Origin of the sequence: Halomonas sp. SSL-5 (genome assembly GCF_030708455.1) — a bacterium.
Lineage (GTDB): Bacteria > Pseudomonadota > Gammaproteobacteria > Pseudomonadales > Halomonadaceae > Halomonas.
Window position 1 is genome coordinate 288538 of sequence record NZ_JAUYWF010000001.1, and the last position, 16542, is coordinate 305079.

The following is a 16542-nucleotide window of genomic DNA, read 5'->3' on the forward strand; positions in this document are numbered from 1 at the left end:
GATCGCTCAGGGCGCGTTCAAGGCCGCCACAGCGCCAGGTCGGCCAGGTCGTCGCGACGGTCGCGGGAGAGCGGCAGTCGTTCCCGCGCCTCGGCCAGGGCCTGCCTGGAGAGTGACAGCTGTCGCCACGCCTCGAGGGGGCCGAAATCCTCGGCGACATGGGCCTCGTCCACCAGCGGCGGGCACAGCAGCGAGTGGCCCCAGGCCTCACCGGCGCGGTTGAGGCTCAGCCACCACTGCTGGTTCTCCATGGCGCGGGCGGTGACGAAGGCGTGCCAGCTGGCGAAGGAGAAGTCCCGGGTGAAGGCCACCGGGTGCAGCACCAGCTCCACGCCCTCCTCGGCCAGGCGCCGGGCCAGTTCGGGGAAGCGCAGGTCGTAGCAGATCATCACCCCGACCCGCCAGCCGGCGATGTCCACGACCAGCAGGGACTCGCCGGGCGTGAAGTGGGCCGCCTCGCTGGAGGCGCCGAACTGGGCACAGTGCAGCTTGTCGTAGACGCCGGCCAGGGCACCATCCGGTCCCACCAGCACCTGGCTGATATGCCGACCCCGCGCGCTGCGCCGGGCGGTGCCGTAGGCGATGGTGCAGCCCAGGCGGCGTGCCAGCTCGCTGAAGCGTTCATAGACGGGTCCCTGCAGGTCGTCGTCCAGGTCTCCCAGGCAGGCGAAGGCGCGGCTGCCGTACTCCAGGGTGGTGAGCTCGGGCAGCACGATCAGGTCGGGGCTGCTCGCCTCGCAGCGCGCCTCGATCTCCCGGGTCAGGTGGCGCAGCCAGGCGAGCTGGTCGCCCCGGCAGCGGATGGGGGGTATGGCGGGTTGGCAGGCGAGCAACTCCATGGGCGACCTCCTGGGGCGCGAGCCCCGACGGCTCCGGGCGACAAAAGGGCGCGGGCGAAGGCCATCACCGCTGGCGTATACTCCTGGCCGTCCCTTCTCGTCTTCAGGCTAACAGGAGTTTCGATGTTCTTCCCGCCACGTTTCGCGCCACTCGTCTTCGCCGTGATGATGTCGCTCTACATGGTCAGCCTCATGACCTTCGTGATCACCTGGGTCAACACCGGCCTGGGCGAAGGCCTCGTGGGGCGCTGGTGGCGCGCCTTCTATATCGCCTGGCCGATCGCCTTCGCGCTGATCCTGATCGGTGCACCGCGACTTCAGCGCATTACCGCAAGGCTGATCCGCAAGCCCTCCCGCTAGCCAAGCCCTCGAGCTAGCTGGAGTCAGGTGAATGGGGTGTTGCGCTTTCATGAAGTTTTCGCGACATTCGTTGCAAATGGCGACATAAAGTTGCAGGTAGTGTCCCGTCCCTGTACCAATAGCCTCCCCCAGACAACCGATGCCGGCACCGCCTCCCGTGGCGGATGCTCCGGGCCTTTGTGCCGGAGCGCCGGACACGACAACCGGAGGAGGCGAGATGAACCAGCGCGTCACTATCGAGCTCGGCAGCCCCGAGGCGGAGGCCTTCGAGGCCCGGCAGTTCAAGGTCTATACCCACCGCCAGCTCGACAGGATCGAGGCGATCCAGAGCCTGCCCGACGACCTGCGTTTCGATATGCGGGTGGTCAGCCAGGTGCTGCCGTTCCGGGTCAACGAGTACGTGATCGAGGAGCTGATCGACTGGGACAACATTCCGGCGGATCCGGTCTTCCAGCTCACCTTCCCCCAGCGCGGCATGCTTCGCTCCGAGCACTTCGACGAGGTGGCCGAGTTGATGCGCCGCGAGGCCTCCGCCGCCGAGATGAAGCCGGTGATCGAGCGCATCCGCTCCGAACTCAACCCCCACCCGGCGGGGCAGATGGATCTCAACCTGCCGCTGCTCGACGGCGAGCCACTGCCGGGCATGCAGCACAAGTACCGCGAGACGGTGCTGTTCTTCCCCAGCCAGGGCCAGGTGTGCCACAGCTACTGCACCTTCTGCTTCCGTTGGGCGCAGTTCGTCGGCGACAAGGACCTGAAGTTCGCCTCCAATGAAGCGGATTCCCTGCACCGCTATCTGGCCGAGCATACCGAGGTCACCGACCTCCTGATGACCGGCGGCGACCCCATGGTGATGAAGGCCAAGCACCTGCGTCAGTACCTGGAGGGGCTGATGGCGCCTGAGCTGGATCACGTTCAGGACATCCGCATCGGCACCAAGAGCCTGACCTTCTGGCCCTACCGCTTTGTCACCGACCCGGACGCTGAGGATATCCTCGAGTTGTTCAGAGAGTTGGTGGCTGCTGGGAAACATGTCGCCTTCATGGCGCACTTCAACCACTGGAAGGAGATGGACACCCCCATCTGCCGCGAGGCGATCCGCCGCATCCGTGCCACCGGGGCGGAGATACGCACCCAGGCGCCGCTCTTGAAGCACATCAACGACGACGCCGACCAGTGGGCGCGCATGTGGACCACCCAGTTGCGTCTGGGGATGATCCCGTATTACATGTTCGTGGAGCGCGACACCGGCGCCCGCCACTACTTCGAGGTGCCGCTGGTGCGGGCCTGGGAGATCTACCGCGAGGCGATGAAGCAGGTGCCGGGCCTGGCGCGCACGGCTCGTGGGCCGTCGATGTCCGCCGATCCGGGCAAGGTGGAGATCCAGGGGGTGACGGAGATCCATGGCGAGAAGGTCTTCGTGCTGCGTTTCATCCAGGGGCGCGACCGCGACTGGGTGCAGCGGCCCTTCTTCGCGAAATACGACGAAGAGGCGACATGGCTCAACCACCTGGAGCCGGCACTGGGGGAGAGCGAGTTCTTCTATGAGGCCGAATTCTCCGCCATGAAGGAGGAGAAGCAGGCGCTGATCATGAAGGCGTCGTGAGGCGTCGAGCGATGCGGCTCCTGGGCCGCTGGCACGATCAGGAGGCCGCCCTTGGGGGCGGCCTCCTTGCTGTGATGCAGCATAAGATAAACGCCTCGTAAACGCTCTTCGGGACTAGACTAGGGGGGAACAACCCCGTCGGCCATGTTCTGACGGCCTTGTCTCCGGCATTATCACCGGAGAAGTTTTTTCGCTAAAGTAGAATAGAGTGGTAGATTCGAAGCCTAGCGTGGTCACGATCCCCACCGCTCGATTGCCGACAACGTCAAAGAGGTATGTCCATGAAACGCCATGCATTCTCTGCTGTAGCCTTCACCGGCGCGCTCCTGGGGGCCGCGATGTTCGCGTCGCCGGCCATGGCTCAGGATGAAGAGAGGTTCATCACCATCGGTACCGGTGGCCAGACCGGCGTCTACTATGTGGTCGGCCAGTCCGTCTGCCGCCTGGTGAACCGTCTGGAAGACGCCAACATCAAGTGTAATGCGCCCTCCACCGGCGGCTCGGTGGCCAACGTCAACGGCATCAAGTCCGGTCAGCTGGACATGGGCGTGGTGCAGTCCGACGTCCAGTACCAGGCCTACAACGGCACCGGCAACTTCGAGGGTGACGCCTATGAAGACCTGCGCGCGGTCTTCCGCGTCCACGGTGAGCCGCTGACCCTGCTGGCCCGCGCCGACTCCGGCATCGAGAGCCTCGATGATCTGGAAGGCAAGCGCGTCAATATCGGCAACCCGGGCTCCGGTCAGCGCAACACCATGGAAGTGGTGATGGAAGCCAAGGGCTGGACCGAGGACACCTTCGCCCTGGCCTCCCAGCTGGATGCCGCCGAGCAGGCCGCCGCCCTGGCCGACAACAACGTCGATGCCATGGTCTACGTGGTGGGTCACCCCAATGGCTCCATCCAGGAGGCTACCACCACCGTGGATGCGCGCCTGATCCCGCTGAACGGCGAAGCCATCGATGGCATCGTCGAGGAGTTCCCCTACTACTCCAAGTCGGTGATTCCCGGCGGCCTCTACAAGGGCAACGACGAGGACGTCGAGACCTTCGGCGTGGCGGCGACCTTCGTGACCACCGCTCAGACCGACGAGGACATCGTCTACCAGACCGTCAAGGCGATCTTCGACAACTTCGACCGCTTCAAGCAGCTGCATCCGGCCTTCGAGAATCTCGATCCGGAAGAGATGGTCTCCTCAGGCCTCTCCGCCCCGCTGCATGACGGGGCCGCCCGCTACTATCGCGAGCAGGGCTGGATCGAGTGATCCGAGAATCTGAGGTGATGTCACCTCGGTGAAGAATGCGCGGTCACCCGAGGGGGCCGCGCATTCTGTTTGGGATGCCAAAGGGCATCGCCAGCAGGGGTTCCCAGGGCAAACGTTACAGAGCAGGGCACGCTTATGACTGAGGACAACAAGAGGGCCGCGGGGCACGAGGTGGATCTCGAGGATATGGTGGCCTCGAGCGATACCGGGGCCCGCAAGCCGGCCGGGGCGCCGGGCAAGCTGCTGGTCAGCATCGCCGCCGTGTGGTCGCTCTTCCAGCTGTGGATCGCGTCCCCGCTGCCGTTCATGATCGGTTTCGGGGTCTTCAACGCCACCGAGTCCCGCTCGATCCATCTGGCCTTCGCGCTGTTCCTGGCCTACATGGCCTATCCGGCGCTCAAACGCTCGCCGCGCGACCGCATCCCCATCCAGGACTGGGTCCTGGCGGCGGCGGCGGCGTTCTGCGGCGCCTACATGTTCATGTTCTATGAACAGCTGGCCCAGCGCCCGGGCGCACCGATCCTGCAGGACGTGATCATCGGTGTGGCGGGTATCCTGCTGCTGCTCGAGGCCACGCGACGGGCGCTCGGCCCGCCGCTCATGATCATCGCCTCGATCTTCATCATCTATTCGCTGGCCGGCCCCTACATGCCGGGCATCCTGTCCCACCGCGGGGTCAGCCTCTTCGGGCTGGTCAACCACCAGTGGTTGACGACCCAGGGGGTCTTCGGCATTGCGCTCGGGGTCTCGACCAGCTTCGTCTTCCTGTTCGTGCTGTTCGGCGCCCTGCTCGACAAGGCCGGCGCCGGCAACTACTTCATCAAGGTCGCCTTCTCGCTGCTCGGTCACTACAAGGGCGGGCCGGCCAAGGCCGCCGTGGTGGCATCCGGCATGACCGGCCTGATCTCCGGCTCCTCCATCGCCAACGTGGTGACCACCGGCACCTTCACCGTGCCGATGATGAAGCGCGTCGGCTTCTCCGCCGAGAAGGCCGGTGCGGTGGAGGTCTCCTCCTCGGTCAATGGCCAGATCATGCCGCCGGTCATGGGCGCCGCGGCCTTCCTGATGGTCGAGTACGTGGGCATCTCCTACGTGGAGGTGATCAAGCACGCCTTCCTGCCGGCGCTGATCTCCTATATCGCGCTGATCTATATCGTCCACCTCGAGGCGCTCAAGGCCGGCCTGCAGGGGCTGGAGAGCAGCAATCCGCCCAAGCCCCTGGTACGCAAGGTGATCGGCTTCCTCGGCGGCCTGCTGCTGATGATGATCACCGCCCTCGCGGTCTACTACGGCCTGGGCTGGCTCAAGCCGGTGCTGGGCGATGCGGCGCCCTGGGTGATCGCCGTGGGCCTGGCGGTGATCTATGTGGGGCTGCTCAAGGTGGGCTCGCACTATCCCGAGCTGGAACTCGACGACCCGGATACTCCCATCTACAAGCTGCCCCAGACCCGGCCCACGGTGATGGTCGGCCTGCAGTTCATCCTGCCGGTGATCGTGCTGATCTGGTGCCTGATGGTGGAGCGCCTCTCGCCGGGGCTGTCGGCCTTCTGGGCCACGGTGTTCATGATCTTCATCATCCTCACCCAGCGTCCCATCATGGCGATCTTCCGCGGCCAGGGGGATATGGCGGCGGACCTGCGCGAGGGCGCCCTGGACCTGTGGAACGGCCTGGTGACCGGTGCCCGCAACATGATCGGCATCGGCATCGCCACCGCCACGGCCGGCATCATCGTCGGCGCGGTCTCCCAGACCGGCGTCGGCCTGGTGCTCGCCGACGTGGTGGAGATCCTCTCCATGGGCAACCTGATGCTAATCCTGATCTTCACCGCGGTGCTCAGCCTGATCCTCGGCATGGGCCTGCCGACCACGGCCAACTACATCGTGGTGTCGGCGCTGCTGGCCCCGGTGATCGTCCAGCTGGGCGAGCAGAACGGCCTGCTGGTGCCGCTGATCGCGGTGCACCTGTTCGTGTTCTACTTCGGCATCATGGCGGACGTTACACCGCCGGTGGGGCTGGCCTCCTTCGCCGCGGCGGCGGTCTCGGGAGGCGACCCGATCCGTACCGGCTTCCAGGCCTTCTACTACAGCCTGCGTACCGCGGCGCTGCCGTTCCTGTTCATCTTCAACACCGACCTGTTGCTGATCGATGTCACATTCCTGCAGGGCGTGGTGATCTTCGTGGTATCGACCATCGCCATGTTGATCTTTGCCGCGGCCACCCAGGGCTTCATGATCGCCCGCAACCGCTGGTACGAGTCCATCGTGTTGCTGCTGGTGGCGTTCACCCTGTTCCGGCCCGGCTTCTGGATGGACATGATCCACGATCCCTACCAGTCGGTGCCGCCGGCACAGTTCGTCGAGGCGCTGGGCAGCGTCGACGAGGAGAGCACCCTGCGGCTGCAGATCCTCGGCGAGGATGACTTCGGCGACCCGCTGACCACCTATATGCAACTGCCGGTGCCGGAGGGCGAGACCGGCGAGGAGCGCCTGGCGAACCTGGGGCTCGACCTGATCATCGAGGACGAGCGGGCCGTGGTCGACATGGTGGCCTATGGCAGCCAGGCCGCGGATCTGGGCTTCGACTTCGACCAGGAGATCATCGAGGTGCTGGCCCCGGTGGACCGCTGGACCAAGGAGCTGATGTGGATTCCGGCCTTCCTGGTGTTCGGCCTGATCGTAGTGATGCAGCGCCGGCGGCGTGATCGCACTGCCGCCTCGGCGTCTGCCTGAAGGAGAGAGCGTCATGTATCAGAAGATCATGTTGCCGGTGGATCTCAACGAGGATGCCTCCTGGAGCAAGGCGCTGCCGACGGCGGTGGCGCTGTGCCGCAGCTTCGGTGCCTCGCTGCACGTGGTGACGGTGCTGCCGGACTACCGCATGCCGCTGGTCGGCTCCTATTTTCCCAAGGACTTCGCCAAGAAGGCCCATGCGGCGATTGCGGAGGCCCAGCACGAGTTCATCCGTGACCACGTGCCCGAGGACATCACGGCCCAGAGCGTCATCGTCGACGGCTCGCCCTGGGAGGCGATCGTCAAGGCGGCGAAGAAGCTCGAGGTGGACCTGATCGTCATGGCCTCCCACAACAAGCGCAAGTTCGCCGATTACGTGCTCGGCCCCAACGCCGAGCACGTGGTGCACCACTCCAGGGTGTCGGTGATGATCGTGCGCTGAGTGAGGGTGGCGCTCGTCACCCTATCCGGCCTTGCGGAGGGCCCCGACCCAGTGTCGGGGCCCTCCGCGTTTGCGCGGTGCGCAGAGCGTGAAAAAAGGCAAGCGAGATGGCCTGCAGAGTTGACCCCGATCAACTAGATTAAGACAGAGTTAACGAGGAAAGGCTCCGTTAACCTGTTTCGATGGGCCGGACCCGAGCCGGACCATCCGCGCAGCGCCCGAGCCGGTCGGGCGGTAATCGGTGAAGAGAGGTGACACATGAATGCGGCATCCGCGAAATCACGTGACGCGTCGGCAGCGCAGGGCGTCAGGATCACCATCCAGCCGGTGGGAATGGATCGCCCCAGGGCCTGGCTCGCCGCTGGCATCGAGGATTTTCGACAGGCCGCCGCGGTCAGCCTCGCCTATGGCATGTTCTGGGTAGGGCTGAGCATCGCGGTCACCGTCGGCGCCATCTATCTCGGCCTGTGGCACTGGCTGCTGCCGCTGGTGGCGGGGTTCATGTTCCTCGGTCCGCTGGTGGCGGTGGGCTCCTACGGCATCAGTCGTGCCCTGGAGGCCAACCGCGCCCCGCACCTGGGCGATGCCTTCGGCGCCTGGCGCCCCCATGCCGGTCAGCTGGCGATGATGGGCGTGATGATGATGATCTTCTTCCTCGCCTGGATCCGTGTGGCGACCCTGCTGTTCGCGCTCTTCTTCGGCTTCGAGGTGCCCAGCCCCGATGCCCTCTATGCGGCCCTGCTGACGACTCCCCAGGGGCTCGGCATGATCGCGGTCGGCACCGGGCTGGGAAGCATCCTGGCCTTTGGCGCCTTCGCCATCAGCGTGGTGGCCATCCCGACGCTGATGGACCAGGACCTGACCTTCATGGAAGGCATCGAGGCCAGCATCCGGTCGGTATCGAAGAACTTCCGTCCGATGCTGCTGTGGGCCGTCATCCTCACCGGCTGCGTGCTGGTCGGGGTGCTGACCTTCTATATCGGCCTGGCGCTTATCTTGCCCGTGCTGGGCTTCGCCAGCTGGCACGCCTACGAGGATCTGGTGGTCATCAAGCCTCAGGAGGAAAGGCACGAGCTGCAGGGCTGATCGGCCTGGAGTGTCACTCGACAAGCCACTGATCTCTTGAACGACTATGCTGGGGGGCGTGAACGCCTCCCGGCTTTTTTATGAGTGCCGGTCTTTCCTTCCATGCCCTGTGAGTCTGTCATGCCGCGCTCTCTGCCTGCCGCCACCCTGCTGACCGCCCTTGCCCTCATCGGTGAGCCGCTCCTGGCCCAGTCCGACCCCTCCGCCCAGGTCGAGTCGCTGCAGCATGAGATGCATGCCTGCCTGGTGGAGGCCGGGGAGGCCCTCGACGCCATGCTGGCCTGTGCCGACACGGCCGAGGCGGGCTGGCGTGAGCAGGTCGAGCGACTCACGGGGCGGCTGGATCGGGCCCTGGGCGAGGAGGCGCGCGACGCACTGGCGATGTCGCAGCAGGCCTGGGAGGCCAGTCGCGAGGCGGACCTGTCGCTGATGGCGGCCTACCACGCTCAGCTGCAGGAGGTGGAGCTGGTCGCCCCGGGCATGCTCGAGCTGTCCCACCAGCTGCAGCGCAACGCCATTTTCGAGGCGCGGGCCAACCTGCTGCTGCGCCTCTTCGATGGGCTGCGTTCGCTGCCCGATCCCGACCTGCCGCCTTCGTCGAGCTGACCATGGCGTCGTGATCGGGTAGTCTGGCGCCCAGAAGTCGCCGCCAAGGGTACCCGCCATGCGCCTGTCGATCATCGCCCTCCTGCTGGCCTGTCTGCCCCTGCTCGCCGTCGGCGACGAGCTGCCGGTGCCGGAGGGAGAGGTCCTGCTTACCGTCACCGGAGATATCTCCCGTCCCAATGTCGGAGCGGCCGCGCTCTTCGACCGTTCGATGCTGATGGCGCTTTCGCCCCTGACGGTCTGCACCCGCACCCCCTGGCACCGTGAGTCGGGTTGCTTCACGGGCCCGTTGATGCGTGAGGTGCTCTCCGCGGCGGGGGTACAGGGGGAGCGCATCGTGGTGCAGGCCCTCAATGAGTTCCGGGCCGAGATTCCCGTGGAGGAGCTGCATGACTACGATGTGATCCTGGCCATGAGCCGCGACGGCGAGCCGATGCCGATTCGCGAGTTCGGGCCGCTCTTCGTGCTCTATCCCTTCGACGATCATCCGGAGCTGCATAACGAGGCGGTGCGCTTTCGCTCGGTCTGGCACGTGGCGGAGATCCATGCGCCCTGAGCCGGCGCTTTCAGCGGGATGCGGCGCATGCTGAAGCTGCCCCTTCGCCTGAGGCTGGGGGCGATCAGTGCCCTGCTGCTGTTCGCCGCCGCCCTGGTCGTGGTGGGCCTGGTGTCCTGGCGCCAGGACAGCCTGGCGGGCAGCGTCGGCGGCGATACCGTCTGGCACGCCTACAAGCTCGACCGGGATACCGTGCAGATGCGCAGCTACCTCGCCCAGCCCGATGCGGTCTTGCCTGGACTGCGGCTGCGCTTCGAGCTCTTCTACAGCCGCCTGACCCTGATGCGCCAGGGCGATGTCACCCAGCTGATCGCCCGGATTCCCGCCGCCGTCGACCTTATCGACGAGATCGAGGCACGCATCGAGAGGCTGGACGACGTCATCGGCGAATACGCCTCCCTCGCAGGGGAGGCTCGGGGGGAGCTGGAGCAGCGCCTGGAGGTGCTGGGTAACCGCACCGAGCGCCTGGTGATCGCCATCAATGGTTACCTGGCCGAGCGCGCGACCCACGAGCGCCGCCAGCTTCAATGGCTCTATGGCCTGCTGCTGGTGCTGATCCTCGCCATGAGCTTCGCCGCCCTGCTGGTGGCGATGATGCTGTTCCGCGAGGCGCGTGACAACGCCGCCGCCCGCCGCGACCTGGAGACCCTCAGCCACAAGCTGCAGGCCACCGCGCGGCGAGCGGAGTCGGCCAGCCGCGCCAAGTCGGAGTTCCTGGCCACGGTGAGCCACGAGATACGCACGCCCCTGAACGGGGTGATCGGCATGAGCGACCTGCTGCTGGAGGAGCCCCTCGAGGAGCACGCCCGGGAGTATGCGGCGACCATCCACGATAGCGCCAACCTGCTGCTGGGGCTGATCAACGAACTGCTGGACTTCTCCAAGATCGAGGCCGGTCGACTCGACCTGGAATATCAGCCGCTGTCGCTGGCGGCGCTGGTGGAGGGCTCGGTGTCGATCTTCGCCGCCCGCGCCGAGTCACGCGGGATCAGGCTCGAGGCGCGGCTATCCGAGGCGCTACCCCCCTGGGTGATGGGGGATCCGGCGCGGCTGCGTCAGGTGCTGCTCAACCTGGTCTCCAATGCCGTGAAGTTCACCGCCCAGGGGCGGGTCGTCCTCGAGGCATCGCTGGAGGATGACGAGACCCTGCGGCTGGAGGTGCGTGATTCTGGCTGCGGGATTCCCGCCGAGCAGCGGGAGCGAATCTTCGAACCCTTCCGCCAGGGCGATGCCTCCACGGCACGCCGCTTCGGCGGTACCGGGCTGGGCCTGGCGATCTCACGCCGCCTGATCGACGCCATGGGGGGCAGCATCGATATGCAGAGCGAGCCCGGCGTCGGCAGTCGCTTCTGGTGCCTGTTGCCACTGGTGCCCGCCGCCGAGCCGGCGCAGGCAGCCGCGGCGGGCCGGGTCGAGCTCGGTCAGCCCCAGGGGGCGCGACTGCTGGTGGTGGAGGACAACCCGGTCAACCAGCGGGTCGCCCAGGCGATGCTCGAGCGACTGGGCTGTCGCGTCAGCCTGGCCGAGTCCGGTGAGGCGGCACTGGCCCTGACCGAACGCCGGCACTTCGACCTGATCTTCATGGATGTGCAGATGCCCGGCATGGATGGCCTGGAGGTGACCCGCCGGCTGCGTCGGCGTCACGGCTGGGCGGCCGGAGTGCCCATCGTGGCGATGACCGCGGGCGGCCCGGGGGGGGAGCAGGCCCGCTGCCTGGCCGCGGGGATGAACGGTTACCTGACCAAGCCACTGCTCCAGGAGGCGCTGCTGGAGGTGCTGAGTCGTCATCTGGGGGGCGCCACCCCGGCCTCGGTGCCGGCCGTCACCATGAGCCAGGAGACGCTGGTCGATGCGTGGATCCTGGATTCGCTGCTCGACTCCCTCGGCGAATCGGGGCTGGTGCCGATGGTGGCGCTCTACCGCGACCAGGCCGAGGCACATCTCGCCCAGCTCGACTCGGCCCTCGCGGCGGGCGACGCCGGGGGGATGCGACATGCGGCACACCAGCTGAAGGGAGAGTCCGCGAGCCTGGGCGCGGTGAAGGTGGCGGGACTGGCGGCACGGCTAGAGCGACTGGCCGTCGAGGAGGCGCTCGCGGCGGCACGTCCCGCCCTTCAGGAGCTGCATGCCTGCCTCGCCGCCACCCTGGATTCCCTGGCCCGCCGGGCAGGAGCCGCCTCGGACTGACGCCCGGGCGTTGTGGCCGCGCCGGGTGCCGACCTACACTGGCAGCCTGCCTCGCTCCCGGAGTCGATGATGCGCCCCGATTCTGCCCCGCCCCCCGACGCCCCACCCCTGTGCAGCGCGGTCTCGCGGCATGCCGACCCGGCGGCCGCCGTGGCCGAGCTGGGCGAGGCGCTGTGCCATCCGGCGCTGGGCTTCGTGCTCTTCTTCTGCAGCGCCGACTATCCGCTCGAGGGGCTCTCTCGGGCGCTCACCCACACCTTCGGGCGGGTACCGGTGGTGGGGTGCACCACCGCCGGCGAGATCAGCCCGGCGGGCTATGAGCGCGGCTGCATCGTGGCCATCGGCCTGTCGCGGGAGGCCTTCGCGGTCGCAAGCGCCCCGGTGCTGGACCTGGATCGTTTCGATCTTCTCGCGGCCCAGCGGCTGGTGGATGGCCTGCTGGAGGAGTGTCGCGACGTGGTGCCGGACGGCGCGGGACGCTTCGCCCTGACCCTGCTCGACGGCCTCTCCAGTCGCGAGGAGCAGGTGCTGGCCACCCTGGAGGCGGCGCTGGGGCGTATTCCCGGCTTCGGCGGCTCCGCCGGTGACGACAACCGCCTGACGCGCACCCACGTCTATGCCGAGGGGCGCTTCCACTCCCGGGCGGCGGTGGTGGTGATGGTGGCGACGCGGCTGCCCTTCGAGGTCTTCACCACCCACCACCTGCAGCCGCTGGACCACAAGCTGGTGGTCACCCGCGCGGACAGCGAGACGCGCCGGGTGCTCGAGCTCAATGCGCTACCCGCGGCCGAGGAGTATGCGCGGTTGGTGGGGGTGCCGGTGGCGGCGCTGGATGCCGAGGCCTTCGCCCTGCACCCGCTGGCGGTGCGCATCGCCGACGCCCACTACGTGCGGTCGGTACAGCGGGTCAATCCCGATGGCAGCCTGAGCTTCTACTGCGCCGTGGAGACCGGTATCGTGCTCACCGCCATGCGTCCCACGCCGATGCTCGAACAGCTCGAGTCGGTCCTCGATGGCCTGGCGCAGCGCCTCGGCGAGCCGGCCCTGGTGATCGGCTGCGACTGCTTCCTGCGCCGCCTCGAGATCGAGGCACGGGGAGACCTGGCGACCGCCTCGCGGCTGCTGGCGCGCTCCCGGGTCATCGGTTTCAACACCTACGGCGAGCAGCACCATGGCATGCACCTCAACCAGACCTTCACCGGAGTGGCCATTGGATCCGCGTCGCGCCCCTGAGCCCTCCGCCTCGCCCCAGGCGCTGGCCGAGGAGAACGCACGCCTGCGACGCATCTGTGCCGCCCTGATCGAGCGGGTGGAGTCGGGTGGCGTGCCCCACGGGGGGCCCTATGGCGCCTTCGAGCACTCGGTGCTGCTCGCCGAACAGGTGCGTGAGCGCACCGAGACGCTGCAGCGTACCCTGGCCGCCCTGGAGCGCTCCCGGGCCGATGCCGAGGCGGCCAACCTCTCCAAGACCCGATTCCTCGCCGCGGTGAGCCACGACCTGCTGCAGCCGCTCAACGCGGCCCGGCTCTTCGCCAGCGCCCTGGAGGGGCACCGCCTGCCCGACGAGTCGCACCGCCTGGTAGGCAGCATCAACCGCTCGCTCAAGGACGTCGAGGCGCTGATCGGTAGCCTGGTGGACATCTCGCGGCTCGATGCCGGGGTGCTGCGGCCCGATGTGACCAGCTTTCCCGCCGAGGAGCTGCTCGGGGTGCTGGCCGAGGAGTATCGCCAGGTGGCCGCCAGCCGGGGGCTCGAGCTGCGCCATGTGCCGAGCCGCGCGGTGATCACCTCCGACCTGGCGCTGCTGGCGCGGGTGGTGCGCAACTTCCTGAGCAACGCCATTCGCTATACCCGCCACGGGCGCATCCTGCTCGGCTGTCGGCGGCGTGGTGAGGGGCTGGAGATCATGGTCGGGGATACCGGTCCGGGCATCGCCCCGGCCCAGCAGCGCGTGATCTTCGATGAATTCCATCGGCTCGGTGCCGGCGGGGAGGGCGACGACCGCGGCCTCGGGCTGGGCCTGGCGATCGTCGAGCGCATCAGTGGCATGCTGGGCCATCCGCTGGGCCTGGCCTCGCGCCCGGGCCAGGGGTCGCTGTTCTCGGTGCGGGTGCCCTACGGCATCGCACCGGCCACTCCCCGGGCGGTGGGGCATGAGGCGCCCGGGCCCCTGGCGGGCGCACGTGTCTGGGTGATCGACAACGATGCCGATATCCGCGACGGCATGGCCGCCCTGCTGGGCGGCTGGGGATGCCGGGTGGCAGGCGCCGCCTCCCCGCATGGGCTGGCCGGCGCGCCGCCGGAGGTGCTGCTGGTGGACTATCACCTCGGCGAGGGGCAACCGGATGGTCTGGCGGTGGCCGGTCGGCTGAGGCGGCGCTATCCGGGGCTTCCGGTGGTGGTGATCACCGCCAACCATGACGCGGCCCTCAAGGCCCGCATCCGCGAGGCGGGCTACGCCTGCCTGCATAAGCCGCTCAAGCCGCTGCGGCTGAGGGTGTTGCTGGCCACGCTGCTGGAGGCTCAGCGCCCCCGTCGCGCGGCCAGGTAGGCGGCCAGGTCGAGTTCCCCGGCGAGCAGCACCGCCTGGACGCGGCTGGTGACGCCGAGGCGGCGCAGGATCGCCGAGACGTGGGTCTTCACCGTGGTCTCGGCGATACCCAGCTTGCGGGCGATGCCCTTGTTGGAGGCGCCATGGCCGAGAGCCTCCAGTACCTCGAGCTGCTTGTCGGTGAGCCTCGTCAGGCGATCGTCGAGGGGCGCCGGCGACGAATCGGGCCTGGCGGGCGGCGGGCGGCGCATCACCTGGGGCGGCAGGTAGAGGTGGCCCTCCAGGATGCGCTCCAGCGCGGCCAGCAGGTCATCGCGGGGCGTCGACTTGGGGATGTAGCCCACCGCCCCGAGGTCGATGGCCTCGAGCACCGTGCGCCGATCCTGTTCGGCGGAGAGGATCGCCACCGGCAGGGCGGGCAGGGCATCGCGCAGCCGCGCCAGGCCATCGAGCCCGGCGGCGTCGGGCAGCCCCAGGTCGAGCAGCAGCAGGTCGAGGCTCGCCTCGTGGCGCCGTGCCTCGCGCATGGCCTGGGCCAGGCTGTCGGCCTCCAGCAGGGTGCTGTCGGGCAGGCCGGCGGCGATCACCGCGGCGATGGCCTCGCGAAACAGCGGATGGTCGTCGGCGACCATCAGGGTGGTCATGGTGCTCTCCTTATCCCGGCCCTCCTACCAAGGAAGGAGGGCATCTCCTGCCACCGGAGTATGTCCCAGATCGTGATGACGACCAAGACTGACAGGGCACAGCCTCATATAACGACAACATTCAGGAGCCATGCCATGATCTACGCCAATCCCGGCGAGTCCGGCGCCGTCATCGCCTTCGAGAAGCTCTACGGCAACTATATCGGCGGCGAGTTCGTGCCGCCGGTGAAGGGGCAGTACTTCGACAACGTCAGCCCGGTCAACGGCCAGGTGTTCTGCGAGATCCCGCGCTCCAGTGCCGAGGACATCGACCAGGCGCTGGACGCCGCCCACCAGGCCGCCCCGGCCTGGGGCAAGACCTCCGCCGCCGAGCGCTCCAACGTGCTGCTCAGGATCGCCGAGCGCATGGAGCAGAACCTCGAGATGTTGGCCGTGGCCGAGACCTGGGACAACGGCAAGGCGGTGCGTGAGACCCTCAACGCCGACCTGCCCCTGGCCGTGGACCACTTCCGCTACTTCGCCGGCTGCATCCGTGCCCAGGAGGGCACCGCCGCCGACATCGATGCCAACACCGTCGCCTATCACTTCCACGAGCCGCTGGGCGTGGTAGGGCAGATCATCCCCTGGAACTTCCCGCTGCTGATGGCGGTGTGGAAGCTGGCCCCGGCCCTGGCCGCGGGCAACTGCGTGGTCTTGAAGCCCGCCGAGCAGACCCCGGCCTCGATCCTGGAGTTGATGAAGCTGGTCGGCGACCTGCTGCCGCCGGGGGTGATCAACATCGTCAACGGCTATGGCGCCGAGGCGGGCCAGGCACTGGCCACCAGCAAGCGCATCGCCAAGATCGCCTTCACCGGCTCCACCCCGGTAGGCGCGCACATCCTCAAGTGCGCCGCCGAGAATATCATCCCCTCCACCGTGGAACTGGGCGGCAAGTCGCCGAACATCTACTTCGCCGATATCATGAATGCCGAGCCGGCGTTCATCGACAAGGCCGCCGAGGGCCTGGTGCTGGCCTTCTTCAACCAGGGCGAGGTGTGCACCTGTCCCTCCCGGGCGCTGATCCAGGAGTCCATGTATGACGCCTTCATGGCCAAGGTCATGGAGAAGGTGGGCCAGATCAAGCGCGGCAACCCGCTGGATACCGACGTCCAGGTCGGCGCCCAGGCCTCCCAGGAACAGTTCGACAAGATCATGTCCTACATGCAGATCGCCCGGGAGGAGGGTGCCGAGTTCCTCACCGGCGGCGAGAAGGAGAGCCTGGATCCGAGCATCGACAACGGCTTCTATATCCAGCCGACCCTGCTCAAGGGGAACAACAAGATGCGGGTCTTCCAGGAGGAGATCTTCGGCCCGGTGGTGGCGGTGACCACCTTCAAGGACGAGGAAGAGGCGCTGGCCATTGCCAACGACACCGAGTTCGGCCTGGGCGCGGGCGTGTGGAGCCGCGACATGAACGTCGCCTTCCGCATGGGGCGCGGCATCCAGGCCGGCCGCGTGTGGACCAACTGCTACCACCAGTACCCGGCCCACGCCGCCTTCGGGGGCTACAAGAAGTCCGGCGTCGGCCGCGAGACCCACAAGGTGGCCCTGGAGCACTACCAGCAGACCAAGAACCTGCTGGTCAGCTACGACATCAATCCGCTGGGCTTCTTCTGAGCGGCGACGTTTCGTCG

The 16542-nt window shown here is 67.5% G+C and carries 14 protein-coding genes; 12 read left to right on the plus strand and 2 right to left on the minus strand.

From position 1 onward, the window contains the following. Positions 1-17 precede the first annotated feature (17 nt). Positions 18-839 carry a carbon-nitrogen hydrolase family protein gene (locus tag RAN53_RS01360; RefSeq protein WP_305795024.1) on the minus strand — a complete coding sequence of 274 codons (822 nt, stop codon included), beginning with the start codon at positions 837-839 and terminating at the stop codon, positions 18-20. Between the two features lie 123 nt (positions 840-962). On the opposite strand from RAN53_RS01360, the gene RAN53_RS01365 reads away from it, so the two are divergent. The 11 genes from RAN53_RS01365 (at position 963) to RAN53_RS01415 (ending at position 14225) form a co-directional block, all read left to right on the plus strand. After that, the gene (locus RAN53_RS01365) at positions 963-1199 is read left to right on the plus strand and encodes a DUF2798 domain-containing protein (protein ID WP_305795025.1); all 237 of its coding nucleotides are present in this window, start codon (positions 963-965) and stop codon (positions 1197-1199) included. A gap of 217 nt (positions 1200-1416) precedes the next feature. Then, entirely contained in the window at positions 1417-2805 is a 1389-nt protein-coding gene (locus RAN53_RS01370) for a KamA family radical SAM protein (RefSeq protein WP_305795026.1), read from the plus strand. 281 nt (positions 2806-3086) lie between these two features. Then, positions 3087-4067: a TAXI family TRAP transporter solute-binding subunit gene (locus tag RAN53_RS01375; RefSeq protein ID WP_305795027.1), complete on the plus strand. Its 981-nt coding sequence runs from the start codon at positions 3087-3089 to the stop codon at positions 4065-4067. Between the two features lie 135 nt (positions 4068-4202). Further along, a complete protein-coding gene (locus RAN53_RS01380; protein ID WP_305795028.1) occupies positions 4203-6797 on the plus strand; it encodes a TRAP transporter permease in 2595 nt (864 codons plus the stop codon). Positions 6798-6810: 13 nt separating this feature from the next. Further along, complete coding sequence (locus tag RAN53_RS01385) at positions 6811-7239, plus strand: universal stress protein (protein WP_305795029.1); 429 nt, start codon at positions 6811-6813, stop codon at positions 7237-7239. A 258-nt stretch (positions 7240-7497) separates the two neighbouring features. Next, positions 7498-8325: a DUF2189 domain-containing protein gene (locus tag RAN53_RS01390; RefSeq protein ID WP_305795030.1), complete on the plus strand. Its 828-nt coding sequence runs from the start codon at positions 7498-7500 to the stop codon at positions 8323-8325. Between the two features lie 120 nt (positions 8326-8445). Further along, positions 8446-8931 (plus strand): lysozyme inhibitor LprI family protein, encoded by a 486-nt coding sequence (locus RAN53_RS01395; RefSeq protein WP_305795031.1) that lies wholly within the window; start codon positions 8446-8448, stop codon positions 8929-8931. A gap of 58 nt (positions 8932-8989) precedes the next feature. After that, on the plus strand, positions 8990-9487 hold the full coding sequence (locus tag RAN53_RS01400; RefSeq protein ID WP_305795032.1) for a molybdopterin-dependent oxidoreductase: 498 nt from the start codon (positions 8990-8992) through the stop codon (positions 9485-9487). A gap of 27 nt (positions 9488-9514) precedes the next feature. Beyond that, complete coding sequence (locus RAN53_RS01405) at positions 9515-11674, plus strand: ATP-binding protein (protein ID WP_305795033.1); 2160 nt, start codon at positions 9515-9517, stop codon at positions 11672-11674. A gap of 69 nt (positions 11675-11743) precedes the next feature. Beyond that, complete coding sequence (gene nosP, locus RAN53_RS01410; RefSeq protein ID WP_305795034.1) at positions 11744-12907, plus strand: nitric oxide-sensing protein NosP; 1164 nt, start codon at positions 11744-11746, stop codon at positions 12905-12907. Then, the gene (locus RAN53_RS01415) at positions 12885-14225 is read left to right on the plus strand and encodes a hybrid sensor histidine kinase/response regulator (protein WP_305795035.1); all 1341 of its coding nucleotides are present in this window, start codon (positions 12885-12887) and stop codon (positions 14223-14225) included. Before nosP ends, RAN53_RS01415 begins: the two co-directional genes overlap by 23 nt. Here the strand turns inward: RAN53_RS01415 and RAN53_RS01420 are convergent. Then, positions 14198-14869, minus strand: coding sequence for a response regulator (locus RAN53_RS01420; RefSeq protein WP_305795036.1), 672 nt, complete (start codon positions 14867-14869; stop codon positions 14198-14200). The two genes, RAN53_RS01415 and RAN53_RS01420, sit on opposite strands and share 28 nt — an antisense overlap. Before the next feature lie 135 nt (positions 14870-15004). Here RAN53_RS01420 and RAN53_RS01425 point away from each other — a divergent pair, with 135 nt between their 5' ends. Beyond that, positions 15005-16525, plus strand: coding sequence for an aldehyde dehydrogenase family protein (locus RAN53_RS01425; protein WP_305795037.1), 1521 nt, complete (start codon positions 15005-15007; stop codon positions 16523-16525). Positions 16526-16542: the final 17 nt, after the last annotated feature.

Bases quoted from the DNA above. Each gene is read 5' to 3' on its own strand.
- RAN53_RS01360 (WP_305795024.1), bottom strand. From the start codon at position 839: ATGGAGTTGCTCGCCTGCCAACCCGCCATACCCCCCATCCGCTGCCGG.
- RAN53_RS01365 (WP_305795025.1), top strand. From the start codon at position 963: ATGTTCTTCCCGCCACGTTTCGCGCCACTCGTCTTCGCCGTGATGATG.
- RAN53_RS01370 (WP_305795026.1), top strand. From the start codon at position 1,417: ATGAACCAGCGCGTCACTATCGAGCTCGGCAGCCCCGAGGCGGAGGCC.
- RAN53_RS01375 (WP_305795027.1), top strand. From the start codon at position 3,087: ATGAAACGCCATGCATTCTCTGCTGTAGCCTTCACCGGCGCGCTCCTG.
- RAN53_RS01380 (WP_305795028.1), top strand. From the start codon at position 4,203: ATGACTGAGGACAACAAGAGGGCCGCGGGGCACGAGGTGGATCTCGAG.
- RAN53_RS01385 (WP_305795029.1), top strand. From the start codon at position 6,811: ATGTATCAGAAGATCATGTTGCCGGTGGATCTCAACGAGGATGCCTCC.
- RAN53_RS01390 (WP_305795030.1), top strand. From the start codon at position 7,498: ATGAATGCGGCATCCGCGAAATCACGTGACGCGTCGGCAGCGCAGGGC.
- RAN53_RS01395 (WP_305795031.1), top strand. From the start codon at position 8,446: ATGCCGCGCTCTCTGCCTGCCGCCACCCTGCTGACCGCCCTTGCCCTC.
- RAN53_RS01400 (WP_305795032.1), top strand. From the start codon at position 8,990: ATGCGCCTGTCGATCATCGCCCTCCTGCTGGCCTGTCTGCCCCTGCTC.
- RAN53_RS01405 (WP_305795033.1), top strand. From the start codon at position 9,515: ATGCTGAAGCTGCCCCTTCGCCTGAGGCTGGGGGCGATCAGTGCCCTG.
- nosP (WP_305795034.1), top strand. From the start codon at position 11,744: ATGCGCCCCGATTCTGCCCCGCCCCCCGACGCCCCACCCCTGTGCAGC.
- RAN53_RS01420 (WP_305795036.1), bottom strand. From the start codon at position 14,869: ATGACCACCCTGATGGTCGCCGACGACCATCCGCTGTTTCGCGAGGCC.
- RAN53_RS01425 (WP_305795037.1), top strand. From the start codon at position 15,005: ATGATCTACGCCAATCCCGGCGAGTCCGGCGCCGTCATCGCCTTCGAG.